We start from the raw sequence: 21077 nt of genomic DNA on the forward strand, positions 1-21077 counted from the left end.
ACCCGCGATGGCGACGCCGTTCTGCGGGCCGGTGAAGGTGCGGCCGGCGGCGTAGTAGTCCGACGCCGAGCGGTTGGTGCGGCTGGCGCGGTAGACGAAGTACAGCGTGACCGCCACGAACAGCGCGAAGATGCCGATGTTGAGACCGACGTTGCCGACCTGCGCGGGGTCGGCACCCTGAGCAGGGACCATCAACTCTCCTCGACGCGTCTGCGCAGGCGCTCCGCGGCGGGGTCGAGGTGCTTGTTGGCGTACCGGACGTAGATCGTGGTGATCGCGAACGTGGTGACGAACTGCAGCAGCCCGATCACCAGGCCGACGTTGATGTTGCCGAACAGCTTGACCGCCATGAAGTCGCGCGCGTAGGACGCCAGCAGCACGTAGGCGAGGTACCAGACGAGGAACGCCGCGCTCATCGGGAAGACGAAACGCCGCAGCCGCGACCGGAGCTGCGCGAACTCCGCGCTGTCCTGCACCTCTTCGTAGACGGTCCTGGTCGATCGTTCGCCGGTCATGCTCACGGCGGGCCTCCCCCTCGTCATGCTGCGGCCCGGACGGGGCCCCACTATCAGGTGAACGAGGGGCCCGGCACGGGGCAACGCCGGAATACTCCAACGGGCAGCTGTGTCGCACAACACCTAACGCAGTGTGCGGCGCTCCCGGTCCGCCAAGCGGTCGCGGCTGAGCCCGAGGCGCTCCGGAGCGTGCAGCCGCAGCAGGATCTGGTCGACGTCGGCGGGCCGGCGGTCGCGCGTGAGCAGGCTGACGACCACCATCGTGGCGAACGCCGCCGGCACGCTCACGACGGCCGGCCGGTAGAGCAGCACCCCCAGCGCGCCGTCGCCGCCGACGCCGAGCAGGCTCACCGTCACCGCGCCGGCCGAGAGCACCCCGCCCACCAGCAGCCCGACGACCGCGCCGCGGTCGGTGAGCCCGCGCCACCAGATGCCCAGCACCAGCAGCGGGCAGAACGTCGACGCGGCCACGGCGAACACCAGCGCGACGGCCTCGGAGAAGTCGAGCCGGCCCAGGCCCAGCGCGAGCACGAGCGGCACGAGCCCGGCGAGCACCGCGGCGAACCGGAAGTCGCGCACCCGCCCGCGGCGGAACACGTCGGTGGACAGCACCCCCGCCACGCTGACGATCAGCCCCGACGACGTCGACAGGAACGCCGCCCACGCCCCCGCCGCGACGAGCGCCCCGATCGCGACACCGGCCCAGCCGACCCCGAGGACCGCGGTCGGCAGCAGCAGCACCGCCGCGTCGGTGTCGCCGTTGACCAGCAGCTGTGGCGTGTAGAGCCGCGACAGCGCCCCGAGCACCGTGACGGTGATGTAGAACCCGCCGAGCAGGGCGAGGACGACGACCGCGCTGCGCCGGGCCGTGCGCCCGTCGGGGTTGGTGTAGAAGCGCACGAGCACGTGCGGCAGCCCCATCGTGCCCAGGAACAGCGCGATGATCAGCGAGTAGGTGGACAGCAGCCCGTTCTCCCGGCCCTCGGGGAACGGGGTGAGCCAGGCGTCGTCGGCGGCGGGGGTGCCCGCGACGACCGGCACCGAGGACCCCTCGGTGAACCCCAGCCGCGAGCCCGCCTCGGCCGAGTGCAGGCCCGGCTCCCAGCGCAGCCCGGCGTCGCGGACGTCGATGCCGTCGATCCGGCCGGTGGCGACGAGGTCGGTGGGCACCCGCACGTCGAGCAGGACGTCGGTGCGGACGTCGACGCTGGCGGCGGAGGGGAACTGCGGCGGCGCCGGCCGGTCGAACTCCCGGGCGTCGCCGAGGAAGTAGACGACCGTGACCAGCGCGGGCAGGGCCACGGCGGTGAGCTTGAGCCAGTACTGGAAGGCCTGCACGAAGGTGATCGAGCGCATCCCGCCCAGCGCGACCGACGCCACGACGACGACCCCCGCCGCGAGCACGCCCGTCCACGCGGGCAGCAGGCCGCCGGTGATGACCGTGACCGTCAGCCCGGCGCCCTGGAGCTGTGGCAGGACGTAGAGCCAGCCGATGAGCAGCACGAACCCGGTGCACACGCCGCGCAGCAGCGGGGAGGCCAGCCGCGCCTCGGCGAAGTCGGGCACCGTGTACGCGCCCGAGCGGCGCAGCGGCGCCGCGACGAACAGCACCAGCGCCAGGTAGCCCGCCGTGAACCCGACCGGGTACCAGAGCGCGTCGACGCCGTCGCGCAGGATCAGCCCGGCCACGCCCAGGAACGACGCCGCCGACAGGTACTCCCCCGAGATCGCCCCGGCGTTGGCCGCCGGCCCGACGCTGCGCGAGGCCACCAGGAAGTCCGACGTGCTGCGCGTGACCCGCACGCCGATCGCCCCGATCACCGCCGACGCGACCGCGACCAGCAGCATCGCGCCCAGCGCGACGGCACCGGCGGTGGTCATCGCGTCACCCACACGGGGACGACGGGGCAGGGCATGGGACCAGTATCCCCAGCCGACCGACCATCGGTCACCACCCGCTCCCCCGAACGGGAGGGTCAGCCCGGATCCGGGTCGTCGTCGATGCGGTCGTGGCTCAGGCCGAGGCGTTCCGGCGCGTGCAGCCGCAGCAGGGCGTGGTCGACGTCGGCCGGGACCTCCCGGCGCGTGAGCCGGCTGACGACCACCATCGTCAGGAACGCGGCGGGGACGGTGACGGCGGCCGGCCGGTTGAGCAGCACGCCGACCGGGCCCGCGGGCAGCGCCGCGAACATGCTGACGGCGGTGCTGATCCCGGACAGCCCGCCGCCGACCAGCACCCCCGCGACGGCGCCGCGCGCGGTGAGGCCACGCCACCAGATGCCCAGCACCAGCAGCGGGCAGAACGTCGACGCGGCCACGGCGAACACCAGCGGCACGGTGAGCGAGAAGTCGAGCCGGGTGACCGAGAGCGCCAGCGCCAGCGGCACCACGGTCGACAGCACCGCGGCCAACCGGAAGTCGCGCCACCGGCCCGTCAGCACGTCGGTGAACAGCACGCCGGCCAGGCTCACGACGATGCCCGAGGACGTCGAGAGGAACGCGGCCGCGGCGCCGGCGGCGACCAGGCCGCCGAGCAGCCATCCCATGGGTCCCTGGCCCAGCGCCGCGACCGGCACCAGCAACACCGCGGCGTCGGTCTGGCCGCTCACCAGCAGCTGCGGGGTGTAGAGCCGCGACAGCGCCCCGACCAGGGTGACCAGGACGTAGAAGCCGCCGATCATGGCCAGCACGATGACGGTGGTGCGCCGCGCCGCCCGCCCGTCGGGGTTGGTGTAGAAGCGCACGAGCACGTGCGGCAGCCCCATCGTGCCCAGGAAGCCGGCGATCAGGATCGAGTAGATCTCCAGGAGCTGGTCGGGGCGGTCGCCCGACATCGGTTCCAGCCACTCGCCGTCGGTGGCCGGGGTGCCCAGCACCGTGGGCACCGGGGTGTCGGCGGGGAAGACCAGCGTGGCGCCGGCGCGCACCTCGTGCGGCCCGGGCGCCCAGTCCAGCGGCCCGTCGACGCGGGTGCCGTCGACGTCGCCCGCGGCGTCGAGCCGGACCGGGTCGACGACCTGCAGCACCACGTCGGTCCGGATCGTCACGGTCGTCTCGGCGGGGAAGGCGGGCGCGGCGGGCCGGTCGAAGGTGTGGGTGTCGTTGAGGAAGATGCCCAGCACGACGATGGCGGGCACCAGCAGGGCGGTGAGCTTGAGCCAGTACTGGAAGGCCTGCACGAAGGTGATCGACCGCATCCCGCCGCCGACGACGGTGAGCAGCACGACCGCCCCGGCCGCCGCCACCCCCGACCAGGCGGGCAGCGAGGTGAGCGTGGTGAGCGCGAGCCCGGCGCCCTGCAGCTGCGGCAGCAGGTACAGCCAGCCGATGATCAGCACGAACGCCGTGCAGACGCGCCGCAGCACCGGGGACCCGAGCCGGGCCTCGGCGAAGTCGGGCACCGTGTAGGCCCCCGAGCGGCGCAGCGGCGCCGCGACGAACAGCACGAGCGCGAGGTAGCCCGCGACGAACGCGACCGGGTACCAGAGCGCGTCGGCCCCCTCGCGCAGGATGAGACCGGCGATGCCGAGGAACGACGCCGCGGACAGGTACTCGCCGGAGATCGCGCTCGCGTTCGCCACCGGCCCGACGGTGCGCGAGGCCACCAGGAAGTCCGACGTGCTGCGGGCGACCCGCACGCCGTACGAGCCGATCGCCGCCGAGACGATCCCGACCAGCGCGATCGCGACGAGCGCGTACTGGGCGGAGGGCGCCACCCGTCAGTCCTGCACGTGATCGGCGAAGTTCTGCTCCACGCGCTCGGCGGTGCGGGTGTGCCACCAGCCCAGGCCCAGCAGGAAGGGGTAGACCAGCACGCCCAGCAGCAGCCACGGCAGCCGCAGGCCCAGGACGTCGGTACGGCCGATCTCGGGGAACAGCGCGAACGCCAGCGGCAGCAGGCCCAGCGTGAGCCCGGCGAACAGCGCGAACCGCAGCGCCACGGTGAGCTGGGAGCCGATCAGGTTGCTGCGGAGCAGCTCGCCGACCGCACCGCCCTCCTGGATGTCGACGACCGTGCGCACCGCGTGCGCCTGGTTGCGCCGCTCGGACAGCACGACCTTCACCCGCCGCTGCGGCAACCCCGACCCGGTGACCTCCTCGCCCGGTCCGGCGGACCGCGGCCCGGGCACGTCGACCGGCAGGCCGGGGGTGGCGAGCGCGGTGCCGTCCGGTGCGGCCGGGGGCATGTGGGCACTCCACAGCACGGTGTCGTCGTCGTCGACCGGGGTGAGGGGGCCGGTCAGGTCGGACCGGTCGGCGGGCAGCACACCCCGCGGGTCCGACGTCCACAGGGCCGGGTCGCCGGTCCCGTCGCGGGGAGGGGCGGGGCGCGTCGCGTCAGGCGCCGGCGACGCCGCCGCGGCTCCTGCGGACGCCGGGTCGGCGGTCGTGGGCCCCGCCGTCGTGGGCCCCGTAGTCGTGGGCCCCGCCGTCGGCATCGCGGTCGTGGGCATCGCGGTGGTGGGCATCCCGGCGTCCGGGACGGGCGGGGGCACCACGTCGGGTGCGGCGAGCAGGCGCGCCGGTGCGCGCGGCGGGAGCACCTCGGCCGCGGCGGCCGGTCGCGGAGCCGCGGGCGCGGGCCGGTCGTCGACGTCGGGGCCGGCGTCGAACAGCCCACCCGCCTCGATCCCGCGCCCCGGCGTCGGCGCGGCACGGTGGGGGACCTCGGGGTCGGCCACCGCCCCTGCGGGCGGGGGGACGACCGGAGCGTCGCCCGGGGTGTCCGACACCGGGCGGTCCGACACCGGCACCGCCGCCGCGGCGGGGCCTGCGCCGGGACGGACCGGGGCGGGGAACACCGGGGGGTCGGACGCCGGAGAGTCGGACACCGGAGATTCGGACACCGGAGATTCGGACACCGGGGGGGCGGTCACCGGGGCACCCGGCGGGAGCCCGGCGGCCGGCCCGCGGGCGACGACGGTGGAGGGCGGCACGTCGGTCCGGTCGTCGAGGTCGTCGAGGTCACCGCGGACGTCGGCGAAACCCGGGCCACCGAACTCGTCGGGCGCGGGCGGCCGCGCGGCGCCCTCGGCGAACGCGGGCCCGCCGAACGTGGCGGGCGCGTCGCCGCCCGGGCCGCGGGGCCCGCGTCGGTAGGCCCGCGGGATCCGCCGACCGGTGACGGGTTCGGCGGCGGGACCGGACCAGCCCTCGTCGGACGCGACCGGCTGCGACCGGCGCACCGGCACCCCGGACTCCGGCAGCGACGGGCCGCCGATCGGTCCGGGAGCGGGCGCACCCGGGCCCGGCGTGGCCACCGAGTGCCGGGGGACGTGCTCCACCCCACCCGGGGGATCGGCGGCGGGGTCGCGGCGCGCGTGCCGCCCACCCGCGGCCGAGCGACCTGTGGCCATGCGACGCCGGATCTCCTCCTGCAGCCAGGCGGGACCGGTGTCGGGGTCGACGGGGTCGTCGCCGTCCGGCCCGGGGGTCACCGACGGCGGTGAGCCGTCGATGAAGGTGCTCACGTCGGGCCCTCGCTACGCGCCGTGGGCGGTCACCGCTGGCTCCACGCCTGTTTCGTGGCGCGGACCAGACGGTCCTTGAGCTCGCGGGTGTGCCGGCGGCTGACCGGCAGCTCGGCGCAGTCGGGCCCGGTGCCGACGCGTACGACGTACCCCGACCCGGACAGCCGCAGCTCGGTGACCAGCGGCAGCGACACCAGGAACGAGCGGTGGATGCGGACGAAACCGGCGTCGCGCCAGCGGTCCTCCAGCACCGAGAGCGGGATGCGGACGAGGTGGCTGCCCTCGTGGGTGTGCAGCCGGGCGTAGTCGCCCTGGGCCTCGACGTAGCGCACCGCGGAACGCGGGACGAGCTTCGTGGTGCCGGCGAGCTCGACGGGGATGACCTCGTCCTCGCCGCTCTCCTGCTGCACCGGCTCGGCCATCGCGGCGGTGCGGCTGGCCAGGATCCGGTCGATCGAGGCGGAGAGGCGCTCGGAGCGCAGCGGCTTGAGCAGGTAGTCGACGGCGCCGACCTCGTAGGCGTCGACGGCGCGGTCGTCGTGGGCGGTCACGAAGACCACCGACGGGGGCACGGCCATCGAGGAGAACACGCGCGCGAGCTCGAGCCCGTCGAGACCGGGCATCCGGATGTCGAGGAACACGACCTCGACGTCGGTGCGCTCGGCGACCCGGGTGCCGGTGGCCTGGTTCATGGACCCGCGGGGGGCCTGACCGGCCGTGGCGGCCTCGCGCACGCCCTGGCGGCTGTTCAGGATCCGCAGTGCGTCCGTGGCGTCGGACGCCTTGAGCACGAGCCCCACACGGGGGTCCTCGCCGAGCAGGTACGCGAGTTCCTCGAGTGCCGGCTCCTCGTCGTCCACGGCGAGGACGACCAGGCCACCGGAGCTGTCGTTGCTGTCCACGATCTCCTCATCCTGCCCGCGACGATCACGGGTGCCGTCAACCATGGTGACGGCGAATCCGTGTGAGTGCCAGGGGCACGCACCATTCGGGTTCGTTCGATCACACGGCGCTACCTCGCCATGGGCTACAAACCGTACCGTGCCCATGTGGCGCGGATCTCGGCCGCCTGCACCATCCCCAGCAGCCCGTCCGTCCCCCACGGGGTTGCGCCTGCTGCCGGTCCGCCCATGCCGAGCCGGGCCAGGAGCGGCTTGCGCGCGTCGACGGTGACCAGCTCGGCGCCCGGGAAGCGCGCCGGCAGCACCGAGTGGGCGGTGCCCAGCCCGTCGGCAAGGCCCAGCTCGACCGCCCGCGCGCCCGTCCAGACCTCGCCGGTGAACAGGTCGGTGTCGGCGGCCAGCCGGTCGCCCCGCCGCTGCGTGACCCAGTCGCGGAACATCGTGTGCAGCTGGTCCTGCAGGTCACGCAGCCAGGCGACGTCCTCGGTCTTCTCCGGGAGGAACGGGTCGAGCCGCGCCTTGGAGGTGCCCGCGGTGTACAGGCGGCGCTCCACCCCCCACTTCTCGATCAGCCCGTCGAGCCCGAAGCCCTGGCTGACGACGCCGATCGAGCCGACGAGCGAGGTCGGGTGCGCGTGGATCTCGTCGGCGGCGCACGCGAGCCAGTAGCCCCCCGACGCGGCGACGTCCTCGCAGAACGCCAGCACCGGCACGCCCTTCTCGTCGGCGTGGCGGCGGATCGAGTCGGCGACCAGCGCGGACTGCGTCGGCGACCCGCCCGGGGAGTTGATCAGCAGCCCCACCGCGGCGAGCCGGTCGTGCCCGAAGGCACGCTCCAGCGTCTTCTCGGTGGTCTGCGCGTTGATCACCGCCCGGGGCACCGGCCCGCTCGTCGGCGTGATCACGCCGTGCAGGCGGACCAGCGACACGACGGGCTTGTCGGAGCGCACTCCGGGCAGCCGCGAGGTCAGGGCGTCGGGGAACCGCAGCACGTCCATGCCGGCCACGCTACGCGCGGAGCGCGCGTCGCGGGCGCGGTCCGGCACCCGCGCGTACGTTCCCACGCCCCGCGCACCCTCGAGCGTGCGCGCGGGGCCGCAGCGTGCGCGTCCCGGTCACACGCGGACGTTGGCCCGGAACTTCGGCACCCGCAGGGTGATCTTCATGCCCTCGCCGATGTTGGTCTCCACGACCAGGCCGAAGTCGTCGCCGAACGCCGAGCGCATCCGGTCGTCGACGTTGCCGAGGCCGACGTGCGCGCCGGAGAGGTGGGCGTCGTCGAGGTCCTCGGTGAGGCGGGCCGGGTCCATGCCGACGCCGTTGTCCTCGACGATGATGACGCACTCGGAGCCGGCGTTCTCCGCGGTCAGCGTGATGGTGCCGCCGCTGGGCTTGCCGGCCAGCCCGTGCCGCACCGCGTTCTCGACGAGCGGCTGCAACGCCAGGAACGGCAGCACGACGCCGAGCACCTCGGGCGCGATCTGCAGCTTGATGTTGAGCCGGTCGGAGAAGCGGGCCTTCTCGAGCTCGATGTAGCGCTCGATGTTGGTCAGCTCCTCCTTCAGCGTCGTGTACTCGCCCGCGGTGCGGAAGGAGTAGCGGGTGAAGTCGGCGAAGGACAGCAGCAGCTCGCGGGCACGCACCGGGTCGGTGCGGATGAACGAGGCGATCGTCGTCAGCGCGTTGTAGATGAAGTGCGGGGGGATCTGGGCACGCAGCGCGCGGACCTCGGCGCGGTCGAGGCGGCGGCGCGACTCGTCGAGCTCGGCGAGCTCCAGCTGGCTGGAGACGTAGCGCGCCACCTCCGCGGTGGCCCGCAGCAGCACCGGCCCGGCGGTCGAGGTCGTCAGCGCGCCGAGGGTGCCGATGATGTTGCCGTCGGACTCCAGGGGCACCACGACGACGCCGCGCACCTCGCAGCCGGGGTGGTCGCACGAGATCGAGGTGTGCGACATGACCTCCTGGCGCCCGGTGGCCACCACCTTCTCGGCGAGGATCCGCACGTCGGGCTGGTGCTGGTCGGAGTCGCCGTCCCAGGCCAGGGTGGCGCCGCGGCTGTCGGTCATGGTCAGCGCGCAGGTCTCCAGCAGCGTGCGCAGGTAGGGCAACGCGAACCGGGCGGACTGCGGGGACAGGCCCTCGCGCAGCGCGGGCGCGGCGAGGGCGACCGTGTGCAGCGTGCCGAACGTCGCCTTCTCCAGGGGGGTGCCGAAGGCGTTGCGCCGATTGCGCAGGAAGTAGAAGACCGCCGCGGCCACGCTGATGACCAGCAGGCCCACCAGCACGAGGAGGGCAGGGGACAACGCTTCCACGCCTCTACCTCACCAGCCGGGACAGTCGACGATCCGCCAGCGGCTTGCCGCCGGTCTGACATCCCGGACAGTACTGGAACGACTTCGTGGCGAAGGAGACCTCTCGGACGACGTCACCGCAGACCGGGCACGGGAGGCCGGTGCGGGCGTGTACCCGCAGGCCCGAGCGCTTCTCCCCCTTGAGCTCGGCCGCCTTGTGCCCCACCGAGCGGTCGACGGCGTCGGTCAGCACCGAGCGCAGCGCCGCGTACAGCGCGTCGACCTGCTCGGTGCCCAGCCGCCCCGACGAGGCGTAGGGCGAGATCCGCGCGGTGTGCAGGATCTCGTCGCTGTAGGCGTTGCCGACGCCCGCGAGCACCGTCTGCTCCACCAGCAGCGTCTTGATCCGCTCGCCACGCCCCTCCAGCAGCGCCGCGAACTCGTCGCGCGACAGCGCGAGCGCGTCGGGGCCCAGCCGGGCGATGCCGGGCACCTGCTGCGGGTCGGGCACCAGGTACACCGCGAGGCGCTTCTGGGTGCCGGCCTCGGTGAGGTCGAAGCCCGGCCCGCCGACGTGGTCGAGGTGCACCCGCAGCTCCAGCGGACCGCGGCCCGGCCTGGGCGGGGTGACGGTGGCGGTGTCGTGCCAGCGCAGCCAGCCGGCGCGGGAGAGGTGGGTGATGAGGTGGAGCGGGTCGTCGGGCCGGTCGGCGAACTCGACGGACAGGAACTTGCCGTAGCGCGCCGCGCCGGTGACCACCCGCCCCACGAGCGCCGTGACCGGCGGGTCGGCGGTCTTCACCGCGCTCATCGACGCCACGTCGACGCGCGCCACGGGGCGGTAGATCGCGTGCTCACGAAGGTGGTGGGCCAGGGCCTCGACCTCGGGGAGCTCGGGCATGGCGTCAGTTGACCGGCTGCAGGGGGCTGTCGGCGTGGCCGGGCGTGCCCTGCGTGCGGAGGCGCCGGACGACGATGCGCAGCTCCTCGCGGGCCTTGGTGCCCCCGCGGACCAGGCCCGTCCAGCGCTCGGCGGGCTGGTCGTAGCTGCCCGCCGTCTCCGCGACGACCGTCCACGGCCGCCGCAGCCACCACCGGATCGGGAAGAACAGCACCACGGCGCCGGCCAGCACGACGAGGAACCAGGGGATGTGCACGAGCGCCGGGGTCCAGACGATGAGGATGACCCAGAACAGGAACAGCGACGACAGGATGAGGACCGCGGCGCCGCGGCCGCCGTCGACGTCGTGCTCGAAGTCGTCGCCGGTGGCGGGCACGGACCACTCGATGTTGCGGCGCACCTGCCAGGTGCGCCCGTCGACGCCGGCGACCGTCTTCGTTCCCACGTCGTCAACTGTCCCACATCCCGGCCCCGCCGGGCGGCACCGTTCGTCAGGTGGCGGGGCACGCCGCGGGCGCGCTGAGCTGGTCGGGAGCGCCGGGCGCCAGCAGGTAGGCCACGACCAGCTCGGCGGCCACGTCGCCGTCGTTGCGCAGGGTGTGCGGCACGGCGTCGGCGACGAACAGCGCCTCGCCCGCCCCGAACGTCACCGGGTCGCAGGCGTCCTCGAGCTGCAGCGTGACCGCCCCCGCGGTGACGATCGTCGTCTCGGTGCCGGGGTGGCGGTGCCAGGCGATGGAGACACCGGGCGGCAGGGTCGCGGTGCGCACCGAGTAGACGGCCGGGCCGGGCGTCCCGATCTGCACCGGTTCCTCGACCAGGCCGCTGCCCAGCAGCTGCGGGAGCCGGGGGGCCGGTGCGAGGTCGGCCACCGGCGGGGCCTCGGTCGTGGTCTTCTCGACCGGGTCGCCGAGCTGCCCGGGCTGGGCGCAGCCCGCGAGCGCGCCACCCGTCAGCACGGCGGCCAGGCCGCACACCGCCAGCATCCGGACCGTCCTGCGCACGCGAACCTCCCGCGGTCGTTCGGCCACCCACGGTAGCGGGATGGATCATCCGGGCCTCGTCCGGTACTCCCCGGGAGGGGTGTCACCCGAAGTCGAGCGCTCCCGGGAGCACGCCCTCCAGCGCCAGGAGCCACTCCTTCGTGGCCCGGCCGCCCCCGAACCCGCCCAGCCCGTCGGCGCCCAGGACGCGGTGGCACGGCACCACGACGGGGATCGGGTTGGAGCCCATGATCGAGCCGACGCCGCGGGCCGCGGTGGCCGCGGCGCCGGAACCGCTGCGCGCCGCGAGCTCGCCGTAGGTGACGGTGTCACCGAAACCGACGGTGGCGTACAGCGTCTCCAGCACGCGGCGCTGCGTCCCGGCGGTGAGGCTCCAGTCGAGCGGCACCGTGAACCCCCTGCGGCGCCCGGCCAGGTACTCGGCCAGCTGGTCGGCCGCCTCGGACCCGCCGTCGACGACCTGCGCACCGAGCCGCCGAGCCGCCCGTCCTGCCGCCGCCCGGTCGTCGCCGAAGACGACCAGCGCGAGTCCCGCCTCGGTGACACCGACCGTCAACGCCCCGATCGGGGCCGGCGCAGGCAGCACCCGCACCCGGAGGTGGCGGGACGGCACGCCGACGACCTCACCCACCCCCCGAGTCTCCCCCGCCCCCACCCCCGCCCGCGAGTCCCCCGTTCTCCGCCCGCGAGTCCCCCGTTGTCCGCCCACGGCGCCGGTCCCGCCCGCGGTCCGCCTCGGGCGGGGGTCGTCGCCTCGACCCCGGGGCCCGGCGCGCTCCCGCAGCTCGTCCGGGACGCTCGGGAGGCGTCGGGGTCGGGTGGACGGCCGAGGTGATCCGGCGGGCGGCACCGACCTGCGGCGCAGGGTCAAGGGACGGCCGGCGGGAAGAGCTCGGCGACGAGGAGCCGGACCGCCCACTCGGTCCAGTCCGGGACCGTCCAGTCGTGCCCGACCACCAGCCGCCCGTACACCTCGGGGGAGAGCAGAGCGTCGATCATCTCCGTGGCGCGCTGCAGGGAGACCCGGGTCGTGAACCCGGGACGCTCCGCCAGCTCGTCGACGACCCGGGCGTGGGCCGCCAGCGCCGCGCGACGGGCCCGGTCGAGCAGCTCGGCCGGGTCGGGGTCGGCCGCCGCGGCGAGCAGGACCGCGTCGAGCGGATGACGGCGGGCGACCTCGGCGGCCGCGTACTCGACGTACCCGCGCAGCAGGGCCGGCCCGTCGGCGGCGGAGCGGGGGTGCCACCCGGACCGGTGACGTTCGGCGTCCGCGTCGAGTACGGCCTCCAGTACGGCGGCCTTGCTGCCGAAGGAGAGGTAGAGCGTCTGCACCGCCACCCCGGCCGCCCGCGCGAGGGCGGACATGGTCGTCTCCCGGTAGCCGGATCCGACGAACAGCGGCGCCGCGGCGTCGATGATCCGGGTGCGCGTTGCCTCCGCCCGGGCGGAACGCGATCCGACGGGCACCTGGCTCCCTTCCCAAGTGGTGTAACGACATTCCAGTACGACGTTACATGATGCCTTTACACACCGGCATCCAACTCCTGACCGGGGCTCCCCGGCCCGTCCTCGAGGCGCGGCACCGCACGTGCGGGCGCCGTCGCACGCGTCGACCGATCCGCCGGCGCCCCCCTCGCGGCCGGGGAAAGTAGGGACTCAGGGGTGCAGAACGGGGGACTCGCGGACGGAGAACGGGGGACTCGCGGGGGTCAGAGGGCGGCGGCGGAGCCCACACCGCTGCGGGTGTCGGCGGCGGCGCGCAGCAACGCACCGTCTCCCCGGCCGACGGCGCACATCCGGCCCAGCGCCCACTCCCCCGCGTCGACGACCTCGTGCCCGCGACGGCGCAGCTCCTCCAGAGTCGACGCCCCCAGCCGCGACTCGACGACCAGCCCCGCGGGCTCCCAGCCGCGCGGGGCGAACGAGCCGGGGAAGGCGGTGGTGTGCCAGGCGGGGGCGTCGATCGCGGCCTGGAGGTCGAGCCCCCCGACGGTGTGGGCGAGCCAGAAGCACAGCTGCCACTGGTCCTGCTGGTCACCGCCCGGGGTGCCGAACGCCAGGCGCGGCTCGCCGTCGCGCAGCCCCAGCGACGGCGAGAGCGTGGTGCGGGGCCGGCGACCGGGCTGCAGCGACGAGGCCAGCCCCGGCTCCGGCCAGAACATCTGGGCGCGGGTGCCGAGGCAGAAGCCCAGCGCGGGGATCGTCGGGGAGGACTGCAGCCAGCCCCCCGACGGCGTCGCGGAGACCATGTTGCCCGCGGCGTCCACGACGTCGACGTGCACCGTGTCACCGCGAACGGCCCCGGTCCGGGACACCGTCGGCTCGCCGAGCCCGGGCCCGCCGGTGCCGTCGCTGCGCCGCATCCCGGGCCGCCGGGCGTACTCCCCGAGCCGCGGCGCCCGCCCCTCAGGGGACCCGGGGCGCAGCTCGCGCGACGCGGTCGGCCCGATGAGCGCGCGACGGTCGTCGGCGTAGGCCCGCGACACCAGGGCGTCCAGCGGCACCGGCGCGCTGTCGCCGTACCAGGCCTCCCGGTCGGCGAAGGCGAGCTTGGCGGCCTCGACGGCGCGGTGCACGGTGTCGGCGGTGGCCACCCCGCCGCGGTACTCCACGTCGCCGTCGAGCAGGCGCAGCATCTGCGGCAGCACCGGTCCCTGCGACCAGCCGCCGGGCTTGACGACCGTCCACCCCCCGCCGACGTCGACGGCGAGGGCGTCCTCGTAGGTCGCCGACCAGCGGGCGAGGTCGTCGGCGGTGAGCAGGCCGGGATGGTCGCGGCCGGTCTCGTCGCGCACCGGGGTGGTGCAGAACGCCGCGATCTCCTCGGCGACGAAGCCGCGGTACCAGGCGTCGCGGGCGGCGTCGATGCGCGCCTCGCGGGTGGGGCCGACGGCGGCGGCGAGCAGGCGCCGCCAGGTGGCGGCCAGCGCGGGCAGCCGGTGGGTCGAGGTCGGCACGGCGTCGCCGGGCAGCCATGTCTGCGCCGACGACGGCCAGTGCGCGCGGAAGTGGTCGGCCACGGTCGCGATCGTGGGGGCGATGCGCGGGACGAGCGGGAACCCGCCCGCGGCGTAGCCCAGCGCGGGGTCGAGCGCCTGCTCCAGGCTCCAGGTGCCGTGGTCGCGCAGCAGCGTCAGCCAGCCGTCCCAGGCGCCGGGGACGGTGGCGGCGAGCAGGCCGGTGCCCGGGACGACCGCCAGCCCGAGATCGGCGAACCGGTCGACGGTGGCCGCCGCCGGGGCGACGCCCTGCCCGCAGAGCACCCGCGGGGTGGGGTCGGCGGCGGTGACGAACACCGCGGGCACCTCGCCGCCGGGCCCGCACAGGTGCGGCTCGACGACCTGCAGCACGAACCCGGCCGCGACCGCGGCGTCGAAGGCGTTGCCGCCCCGGGCCAGCACGGACAGCGCCGTGGACGTGCCCAGGTAGTGGGTGCTGGAGGCGGCCCCGGCCGGCCCCCGCTGCTCGTGCTTCGTCGGTGCCACGCCACCAGCGTGGCCCGCCCGGGCACCGCGCGCACGATCAGAGATCGGCGGCCAGCGGCACCTCGTCGATCGCCGGCGAGGTCATCCACCGGCGCACCGCGAGGGTGGCGGCGACGTCGTCGGCGTTGTAGGCCAGCAGCCGCTCGCGCTGCCCGGCGTCGGGCGGGGCGCCGTCCATGCCCACGGCGTCGCGGTACCAGCGCATCGAGTTCTCCCCGCTCGCCTCCGCGTCGCGCCAGGCGAACCCGGCGGCCGGGGCGATGCGCTTGAGACCCTTGCCGTGCGCGCACAGGAACCACTCGTTGACCACGGCGAACAGGTCGACCCAGCACGGGTCGTCGATGAACTCCTGCACCTGCGCGATCGGCGGGATGCCGGGCATCCCGGCGAAGCGCTGCGCCGAGCCGAGCAGCCAGCGGTTCTCCGCCTGCTCGTTGTAGCAGTAGGCGGCGAACGTGCGGCCCGACGCCGCGGCCCCGGCCCGCACCCCGGAGAGCCAGCCCCAGAACTCCGCGAACGAGCGGGCCTCGTCGACGGTGGGCACCGGGTCCCACGTGGCGAACGCGCGGTAGCCCTCGGGCTCGTCGCCGGGCAGCGTGCCGCCGGGACGGGTCAGCAGCGCGCCCCACAGGTAGGCGCCGGACTCCCCGAAGCTCTCCATGTCGACGTCGACCTCGACGTCGGCCCGCAGGACCGGCACCCGCGGCACCCGCCGGACCACCGACAGGTCGCGGCGCCACGCCCGCGCGAGGGCCACGACGTCGGGGTAGGGCTGCGCGGGGAACGGGATCGGGGGCTCGGCCGACGGGTCGAGCGCGGCGAGCCGCTCGACCGTGTGCACCCCGACCTCGCGCAGCGCCGCCGCCGTCTCCCCCCTGACGACGAGGCTGACGTCGCCCGCGAGGCGCAGCTGCGCCTCGCAGGTGGGCCACCACGGGCAGTGCCGGCACTCGTTGACCCGCGAGGGCGCCGCGAGCGCGGGCGCACCGGTGACCGCGGCGTGTGCCACGGCGGTGCGGTCGGCGAAGCGCAGGTCGTACTCGGCCAGCGTGGAGCGCCCGCCGGGCCAGTGCCCGGAGCGCAGGTCGTGCCACACCACGACGTCGGCGTCGAGGCCGACGACGCCGCCGAGGTGCGCGTGGCGGGCCTCGTCTGGCGGGGCCCAGCCTGCGGAGCGCAGCAGCCGGTGCAGGTGGGCCAGGCGCATCAGGTCGCGCGGCTGCGAGCGGATCTTGCGGGTGTCGTCGGGCAGGGCGCGGTCGGGGTGGGGCTCGAACAGCGGCGAGGTGACGGCGCCGGCACCCGGATCGGTGATCCGGTGCCGGACCACCAGCAGCGGCACGTACCCGCCGCCGGCCAGCCGGACCAGCAGCTCGGCGCCGCCGCGGCGGCCCTCGTCGGCGGGCGGCACCGCGCCCCACACGTACGGCGCCCCCTGCGCGACCGCGGCCGCGGTGGCGGCCGCGCCACCGGCCGCCACCCAGCCGGGCAGCGCCGCCGCGAGCCGGGCACCGAGCTGCTCGCGGTGCGCCGCGGCGTCGGCGCGGCGCTGCTCCAGCGACGGGTCGGGCAGGGCGCGCGGCACGTCCGCCGCCGACGGGTCGTGGTCGAGGTGCAGCCGCCGGCGGCAGCGGGTGAGCGCGCCGGCGTCGAGCAGGACGGCGGGAGGGAGGGGGGTCCGAGCGGTTGCCGTCACACGGGCGAGGGTAATGACGCCCCCCGACAACCTCGCGCCTGCCGGGCCGCGCCCGCCGTCATAGGCTGCGCCCACCACCCGGTCGAGGAGGACGCACACATGGCTCTGGGGCGACGATCCCGTCGGACGGACCCGGCGAAGGCGGTGTCCGACGCCGGCCGGGCGGTGCGCAAGCCCCTGACGGGCAAGCAGGCCAAGCGGATGATCGGTGTGGGCACGGCGGTGGCCCCCCTGCTGGCCCCGTACGCGCTGGCCGCAGCCGGTGTCGCGCGCGGTGCGTGGGACGCCCGCCGGGCCGCGCGCCTCGGCGTGGCGACCGACCAGCTCGCCGCCTACTCCGGCCCCGGTGGCGCGCTGCACGCGCGGCTCTCGCGGGTCGCCGAGGCCCTCACCGATCTGGAGTCCGCGCACGACACCGAGGCGGCACGAACGTTCGTCGCCGACACCCGGCCCCGGCTGGCCGACCTCGCCGTCGCCGTCCGGGCCGCCGAGCAGATGCCGACGGCGCGGCGGCGCACCGCGTACCGGGCGATCGGCCAGGAGCTCGACCGCACCGAGATCGACCTCCTCACACACCTGGGCGTCGCCACGGACTGACCCAGCGGCTACCGTCGATCAGGTGACCGGCGTCGGCCCGACGGTGCGCGCCAGCGCGTTGGCGCTGATCAGCGCCCTGTTGACGGTCGCGGGTCACGCCGCGGGCGGCGGCTCGCTCCCGGATCTCGGGCTGCTGGTCGTGCTGGTCCCGCTGCTGTGCGGGGCGCTGGTGACGGTCGCCGACCGGGCCACCGGCCTCGCCGGGCTGGTCGGCACGCTCGCCGCGGGTCAGTTCGTGCTGCACCACCTCCTCGTCCTGCTGCACCCCGCGCACGCGGCCGGGCCCGCGGTGCTGGGGCCCGCCGCGATGTGGGTGATGCACGGGGCGGCGACCCTGGTGCTGGCCGGTGCCCTCCGGTACGCCGACGCCGCGGTCGCCGCGGTCCGGGCGTTCCTCGTGCCGCCGCGCCGTCCCGCCCCGGCGCCCGCCTTCCGGCCGCTGGCCGCACCGGTCCCGGCCGGGCCCGCGACGGGCCTGCGGCTGGCCGGTGCGCTGGCCGCCGCCCGCCTCCGGAGGGGCCCGCCGGTGGGGTGCTGACCCCGCCCGCACCCCCTCATCCCCGGAGACCCCCATGTCCACGCACCACCCCCGACGGCCCGCGCTGCGCGCCGTCGTGCTGTTCCTGATCTGCGGGTTCGCCCTGCTCGCCGGCACCGGCGTCGCGTCGGCCCACACCCGACTGCTCGGCAGCGACCCCGCCGACGGCACGAGCCTCGACACCGGGCCCGCCCGCGTCTCGCTCGAGTTCAACGAGACCATGCAGGCCGGCTTCTCGACGATCACCGTCGTCGGCCCGGACGGCACCCAGTACCAGACCGGGGACGTCACCGCCGACGGCGGCACCGTCTCCGTCGCCGTCTCCCCGCTCGGCGCGGCGGGCGCCTACGAGATCGGCTACCGCGTCATCTCCGAGGACGGGCACCCGGTCACCGGCAGCGTCGTGTTCACCCTGAGCACCGACGGCCCCGCGGCGGCCGCGCCCACGCCGTCCGCCACCGGGCCGACCCCGGCCGCCGCGCCGGTGGCCGCCGCACCCGCCGCCCCGGCCGACGAGGGCGGCATGCCCGTCTGGCCCTGGGTCGTCGGCGCGGTGGTGCTGATCGGGGGCGGGATCGGGGCCGCGCTGCGCCTGGGCCGGTCGTGACCCCCGCGGACGACCGGCGCTGACCCGGTGACCGTCCCGGCCGCGACGGCGCGCGACCGGCTCCGGCCGGCGCTGTGGGCCGTGCTCGCGGTCGGGGCGGCCGTGGCCGCCACGGCGCTCGCCGGGGCCACCGCGGCGCTGCCGTTCGGGGTGGTCGTCACCCGGGCCGGGGCCGACGTGGCGGGGGTCGCCTGCGTCGGCCTGGCGCTGGTCGCCGTCCTGCTGCCGGGCCCGACCTCGGCCACCCGGCGCGAGATCGCCCGCACCGTCACCACGGTCGACCGCTCCCTGCTGGTCCTCGCCGGCGGCTGGGTCGTGCTGGTCCTGCTCGGCGTCACCTTCCGCGCCGCCGACGCCTTCGGCCGCCCGCTCGCGCAGCTCGGCGGCGGCGAGGTGCTGGCCTGGGCGACGCGGCTGGCGGCCGGCCGGGGGCTGGTGCTGACGGCGGGGTGCGCGGTGGTCGTGCTGGTCTGCGCCCTCGTGCGGCTGCGCGACCCGGACCGGATCGCCGCCCGGTTCCCGCTGGTCGCGGCCCTGCTCGGCGTGCTGACGCCGACGATCACGGGGCACGCGGGGTCGGCGCCGAACCATCAGGTTGCGGTCGTCTCGGCCGCGCTGCACGCCGGGAGCGCCGCGCTGTGGGTGGGCGGGCTGGCCGGGCTGCTGGTGCTGGTCGCCGCCCACCGCCCGCTGCTCGACGCCACCATCGGCCGGTTCTCGCAGCTCGCGGGCGTCTGCGTGGTCACCGTAGCGCTCACCGGCCTGCTCGGCGTGCAGGTGCGGCTGGCGAGCTGGGCCGCCCTGCTCGGCACCGGTTACGGGCTGCTGGTCGTCGCCAAGACCGTCGCGCTGCTCGCGCTGGCCGGCCTCGGTGCGCTGGCCCGGCGCCGGCTCGCCGCAGGGCGCACCCCGGTGCTGCGCTGGGCCGGGATCGAGGTGGCGCTGATGGCCGTGACCCTCGGCCTCGCCGCGGCCCTGTCCCAGGCCGCCCCCTAGTCGCGGCGGTAGGCCTCCAGCAGCCGCAGCCACACCTCGCTGATCGTCGGGTAGGCGGGCACCGCGTGCCACAGCCGGTGCATCGGCACCTCCCCCACCACCGCGACGGTGGCCGCGTGGATCAGCTCCGCGACGTCCTGCCCGACGAAGGTGACCCCGAGCAGCACGCCGCGCGCCTCGTCGACGACGATCTTCGCGACGCCGTCGTAGCCGTCGGCCTGCAGCGCCGACCCTCCGACGGCGATCGGGATCTCGACCACCCGCACCGCGAAGCCCGCCCGGCGGGCCTGCGCCTCGGTCCGCCCGACCGCCGCGACCTCGGGGTCGGTGAACACCACCTGCGGCACGGCGACGTGGTCGGCGGTCGCACTGAACTCCCCCCACGGGTCCTCGGCGATCTGCGCGCCCGCCGCCCGCGCCCGGATGGCGGCGCCGACGATCCGGGCCGCGTACTTGCCCTGGTGGGTCAGCGGTGCGCGGCCGGTGACGTCACCCGCGGCGTAGAGCCACCCCCCGTCGACCCCCTGCACCAGACCCGAGTCGTCGACGGCCAGCGGCTCGCCCGCCGTCAGCCCCACGGTCTCGATCCCGACGCCGGCGGTGTTCGGCCTGCGCCCGGTGGCGACCAGCAGCTCGTCGACGGTGATCACGGCGTCGCCGACGTGCAGGTCGATCGCGTCGCCGGACGCGGACACCGAGTCCAGCGAGGCGTCCAGCCGCAGGTCGACGCCCTCCTCCCGCAGCGCCGCGGCCACCCGCTCCCCGGCGACGGGCTCCGTCGACGGCAGCAGCGCCGACCCGTTCTGCACCAGCACGACCTCCGACCCCAGCCGCCGGAACGCCTGCGCCAGCTCGCAGCCGACGACGCCGCCGCCGAGCACGCCCAGCCGCCGCGGGATCTCCCGGGTCGAGGTGGCGTCGCGGGAGGTCCAGTGCCGCACCGTGTCCAGGCCGGGTACCGGTGGCGTCACGGGGGTGCTGCCGGTGCAGACCACGACGGCGTGCCGGGCCGTGTGCGCCCGGCCGTCGACCTCCACGGCCCGTTCGCCGGTGATCCGCCCGTGCCCGCGCAGCACCGTCAGCCCGGTCTGCTCCGCCCACTCCACCTGGCTCGAGTCGTCGAGGGAGTGGGTGAAGGCGTCGCGCCGGGCGAGCACGGCGCGCGGGTCGAACTCCGCGGTGGTGCCCGGCAGCCGCCGCAGGGCCGCGGCGGCGTGTCCGGTGCGCAGCAACGCCTTGGACGGCATGCAGGCCCAGTACGAGCACTCGCCGCCGACGAGCTCCGCCTCGACCAGCGCGACCGACAACCCGCCGCGGGCGGCGTAAGCGGCGGCGTTCTCCCCCACCGCGCCTGCCCCGATGACGACGACGTCGAACTCCGTCACGCCGTCACCGCCGCGACCGCCTCGGCGATGTCGAGATCGCCCTCGCGCAGCTCCAGGACGCGGCCCGCGGTGCCCGGGGCGGCCAGCAGGGCGGCGAGGACGGCGGCGGTGTCGTCGCGCGTGACGTCGGCCCGGTCGACCGGCGGCGAGGCGAGCAGCACCCTGCCGGTACCGGGGTCGTCGGTGAGCCGGCCGGGCCGCAGGATCGTCCAGGCCAGGGAGGTGGCGCGGATCGCGTCCTCGGCCGCCTTCTTGGCCCGGAGGTAGGCGACCCACACCTCTCCGCTGCCCGGGTCGGGATCGGCGTCGACGCCGGTGGAGGACACCAGCAGGTAGCGGGTCACCCCGGCCTGCGCCGCGGCGTCGGCCAGCAGCACCGCACCCGCCCGGTCGACGGTGTCCTTGCGCGCCACCCCGCTGTCGGGCCCGGCCCCGGCCGCGAACACGACGGCGTCGGCGCCGCCCAGGTGCGCGGCCAGCTCGCCGACCGACGCCGACTCCAGGTCGACGACGGCGCAGGTGGCCCCGGCCGTCTCGACGTCGGCCCGGTGGGCGGGGTTGCGCACCACCGCCGTGACGGTGTCGCCCCGCCCGGCCAGCAGTGCGGCGAGCCGCAGCCCGATCTTGCCGTGTCCTCCTGCGATGACCACATGCACGGTCGCGACGCTAGACCCGCCGCGCCCGACCCG

At 75.9% G+C, this 21077-nt stretch carries 20 protein-coding genes and 1 pseudogene; 4 read left to right on the forward strand and 17 right to left on the reverse strand.

All coding sequences use genetic code 11. From position 1 onward, the window contains the following. From PHY01_RS24710 to PHY01_RS24780, 15 genes and pseudogenes are all read right to left on the reverse strand, one after another. Positions 1-192, reverse strand: a pseudogene (locus PHY01_RS24710) (cation acetate symporter); the annotation flags it as partial. Further along, entirely contained in the window at positions 192-515 is a 324-nt protein-coding gene (locus PHY01_RS24715; RefSeq protein WP_141282452.1) for a DUF485 domain-containing protein, read from the reverse strand. The gene PHY01_RS24715 and the pseudogene PHY01_RS24710, both read right to left, overlap by 1 nt. Positions 516-638: 123 nt before the next feature. Continuing rightward, positions 639-2396 (reverse strand): sodium/solute symporter, encoded by a 1758-nt coding sequence (locus PHY01_RS24720; RefSeq protein ID WP_141282454.1) that lies wholly within the window; start codon positions 2394-2396, stop codon positions 639-641. Positions 2397-2491: 95 nt separating this feature from the next. Next, a complete protein-coding gene (locus PHY01_RS24725) occupies positions 2492-4231 on the reverse strand; it encodes a sodium/solute symporter (protein WP_141282456.1) in 1740 nt (579 codons plus the stop codon). A gap of 3 nt (positions 4232-4234) precedes the next feature. Further along, entirely contained in the window at positions 4235-5986 is a 1752-nt protein-coding gene (locus tag PHY01_RS27275) for a hypothetical protein (protein ID WP_218030332.1), read from the reverse strand. A gap of 29 nt (positions 5987-6015) precedes the next feature. Beyond that, positions 6016-6888 (reverse strand): LytR/AlgR family response regulator transcription factor, encoded by an 873-nt coding sequence (locus PHY01_RS24735; RefSeq protein ID WP_141282458.1) that lies wholly within the window; start codon positions 6886-6888, stop codon positions 6016-6018. 125 nt (positions 6889-7013) lie between these two features. Then, a complete protein-coding gene (locus PHY01_RS24740; RefSeq protein ID WP_170183968.1) occupies positions 7014-7877 on the reverse strand; it encodes a S49 family peptidase in 864 nt (287 codons plus the stop codon). Positions 7878-8003: 126 nt separating this feature from the next. Beyond that, a complete protein-coding gene (locus PHY01_RS24745) occupies positions 8004-9200 on the reverse strand; it encodes a sensor histidine kinase (RefSeq protein WP_141282460.1) in 1197 nt (398 codons plus the stop codon). Positions 9201-9204: 4 nt separating this feature from the next. Beyond that, the gene (locus tag PHY01_RS24750; RefSeq protein WP_141282462.1) at positions 9205-10080 is read right to left on the reverse strand and encodes an Fpg/Nei family DNA glycosylase; all 876 of its coding nucleotides are present in this window, start codon (positions 10078-10080) and stop codon (positions 9205-9207) included. 4 nt (positions 10081-10084) lie between these two features. Beyond that, a complete protein-coding gene (locus tag PHY01_RS24755) occupies positions 10085-10525 on the reverse strand; it encodes a hypothetical protein (protein ID WP_141282464.1) in 441 nt (146 codons plus the stop codon). A 46-nt stretch (positions 10526-10571) separates the two neighbouring features. Beyond that, entirely contained in the window at positions 10572-11084 is a 513-nt protein-coding gene (locus PHY01_RS24760) for a cupin domain-containing protein (protein ID WP_141282466.1), read from the reverse strand. Positions 11085-11166: 82 nt separating this feature from the next. Further along, complete coding sequence (locus PHY01_RS24765; protein WP_141282468.1) at positions 11167-11715, reverse strand: methylated-DNA--[protein]-cysteine S-methyltransferase; 549 nt, start codon at positions 11713-11715, stop codon at positions 11167-11169. 236 nt (positions 11716-11951) lie between these two features. Beyond that, on the reverse strand, positions 11952-12551 hold the full coding sequence (locus tag PHY01_RS24770) for a TetR/AcrR family transcriptional regulator (RefSeq protein ID WP_141282470.1): 600 nt from the start codon (positions 12549-12551) through the stop codon (positions 11952-11954). Between the two features lie 242 nt (positions 12552-12793). Next, positions 12794-14569 carry a gamma-glutamyltransferase family protein gene (locus PHY01_RS24775; RefSeq protein WP_141282472.1) on the reverse strand — a complete coding sequence of 592 codons (1776 nt, stop codon included), beginning with the start codon at positions 14567-14569 and terminating at the stop codon, positions 12794-12796. 37 nt (positions 14570-14606) lie between these two features. Further along, a complete protein-coding gene (locus PHY01_RS24780; protein ID WP_141282473.1) occupies positions 14607-16265 on the reverse strand; it encodes a TM0106 family RecB-like putative nuclease in 1659 nt (552 codons plus the stop codon). 99 nt (positions 16266-16364) lie between these two features. Here PHY01_RS24780 and PHY01_RS24785 point away from each other — a divergent pair, with 99 nt between their 5' ends. The 4 genes from PHY01_RS24785 to PHY01_RS24800 are packed head-to-tail and all read left to right on the forward strand — an operon-like array spanning position 16365 to position 19003. Then, entirely contained in the window at positions 16365-16862 is a 498-nt protein-coding gene (locus PHY01_RS24785) for a DUF6474 family protein (RefSeq protein WP_246086138.1), read from the forward strand. Between the two features lie 22 nt (positions 16863-16884). Then, positions 16885-17400, forward strand: coding sequence for a hypothetical protein (locus PHY01_RS24790; RefSeq protein ID WP_141282477.1), 516 nt, complete (start codon positions 16885-16887; stop codon positions 17398-17400). A gap of 34 nt (positions 17401-17434) precedes the next feature. Beyond that, positions 17435-18007 carry a copper resistance CopC family protein gene (locus tag PHY01_RS24795; protein WP_141282479.1) on the forward strand — a complete coding sequence of 191 codons (573 nt, stop codon included), beginning with the start codon at positions 17435-17437 and terminating at the stop codon, positions 18005-18007. A gap of 27 nt (positions 18008-18034) precedes the next feature. After that, on the forward strand, positions 18035-19003 hold the full coding sequence (locus PHY01_RS24800; protein ID WP_141282481.1) for a CopD family protein: 969 nt from the start codon (positions 18035-18037) through the stop codon (positions 19001-19003). Here the strand turns inward: PHY01_RS24800 and PHY01_RS24805 are convergent. Both PHY01_RS24805 and PHY01_RS24810 read right to left on the reverse strand, forming a co-directional pair. Next, the gene (locus PHY01_RS24805; protein ID WP_141282483.1) at positions 19000-20388 is read right to left on the reverse strand and encodes a dihydrolipoyl dehydrogenase family protein; all 1389 of its coding nucleotides are present in this window, start codon (positions 20386-20388) and stop codon (positions 19000-19002) included. The two genes, PHY01_RS24800 and PHY01_RS24805, sit on opposite strands and share 4 nt — an antisense overlap. Then, entirely contained in the window at positions 20385-21044 is a 660-nt protein-coding gene (locus PHY01_RS24810) for an SDR family oxidoreductase (RefSeq protein WP_141282485.1), read from the reverse strand. Before PHY01_RS24810 ends, PHY01_RS24805 begins: the two co-directional genes overlap by 4 nt. Between the last annotated feature and the right edge of the window lie 33 nt (positions 21045-21077).

This window comes from Pseudonocardia hydrocarbonoxydans (assembly GCF_006539565.1).
In the GTDB taxonomy this organism is placed as follows: domain Bacteria; phylum Actinomycetota; class Actinomycetes; order Mycobacteriales; family Pseudonocardiaceae; genus Pseudonocardia; species Pseudonocardia hydrocarbonoxydans.

Excerpts from the sequence above, each read along its gene's own strand:
- PHY01_RS24750 (WP_141282462.1), bottom strand. The coding sequence starts at position 10,080 with ATGCCCGAGCTCCCCGAGGTCGAGGCCCTGGCCCACCACCTTCGTGAG.
- PHY01_RS24715 (WP_141282452.1), bottom strand. The coding sequence starts at position 515 with ATGACCGGCGAACGATCGACCAGGACCGTCTACGAAGAGGTGCAGGAC.
- PHY01_RS24785 (WP_246086138.1), top strand. The coding sequence starts at position 16,365 with ATGGCTCTGGGGCGACGATCCCGTCGGACGGACCCGGCGAAGGCGGTG.
- PHY01_RS24720 (WP_141282454.1), bottom strand. The coding sequence starts at position 2,396 with ATGACCACCGCCGGTGCCGTCGCGCTGGGCGCGATGCTGCTGGTCGCG.
- PHY01_RS24795 (WP_141282479.1), top strand. The coding sequence starts at position 17,435 with ATGTCCACGCACCACCCCCGACGGCCCGCGCTGCGCGCCGTCGTGCTG.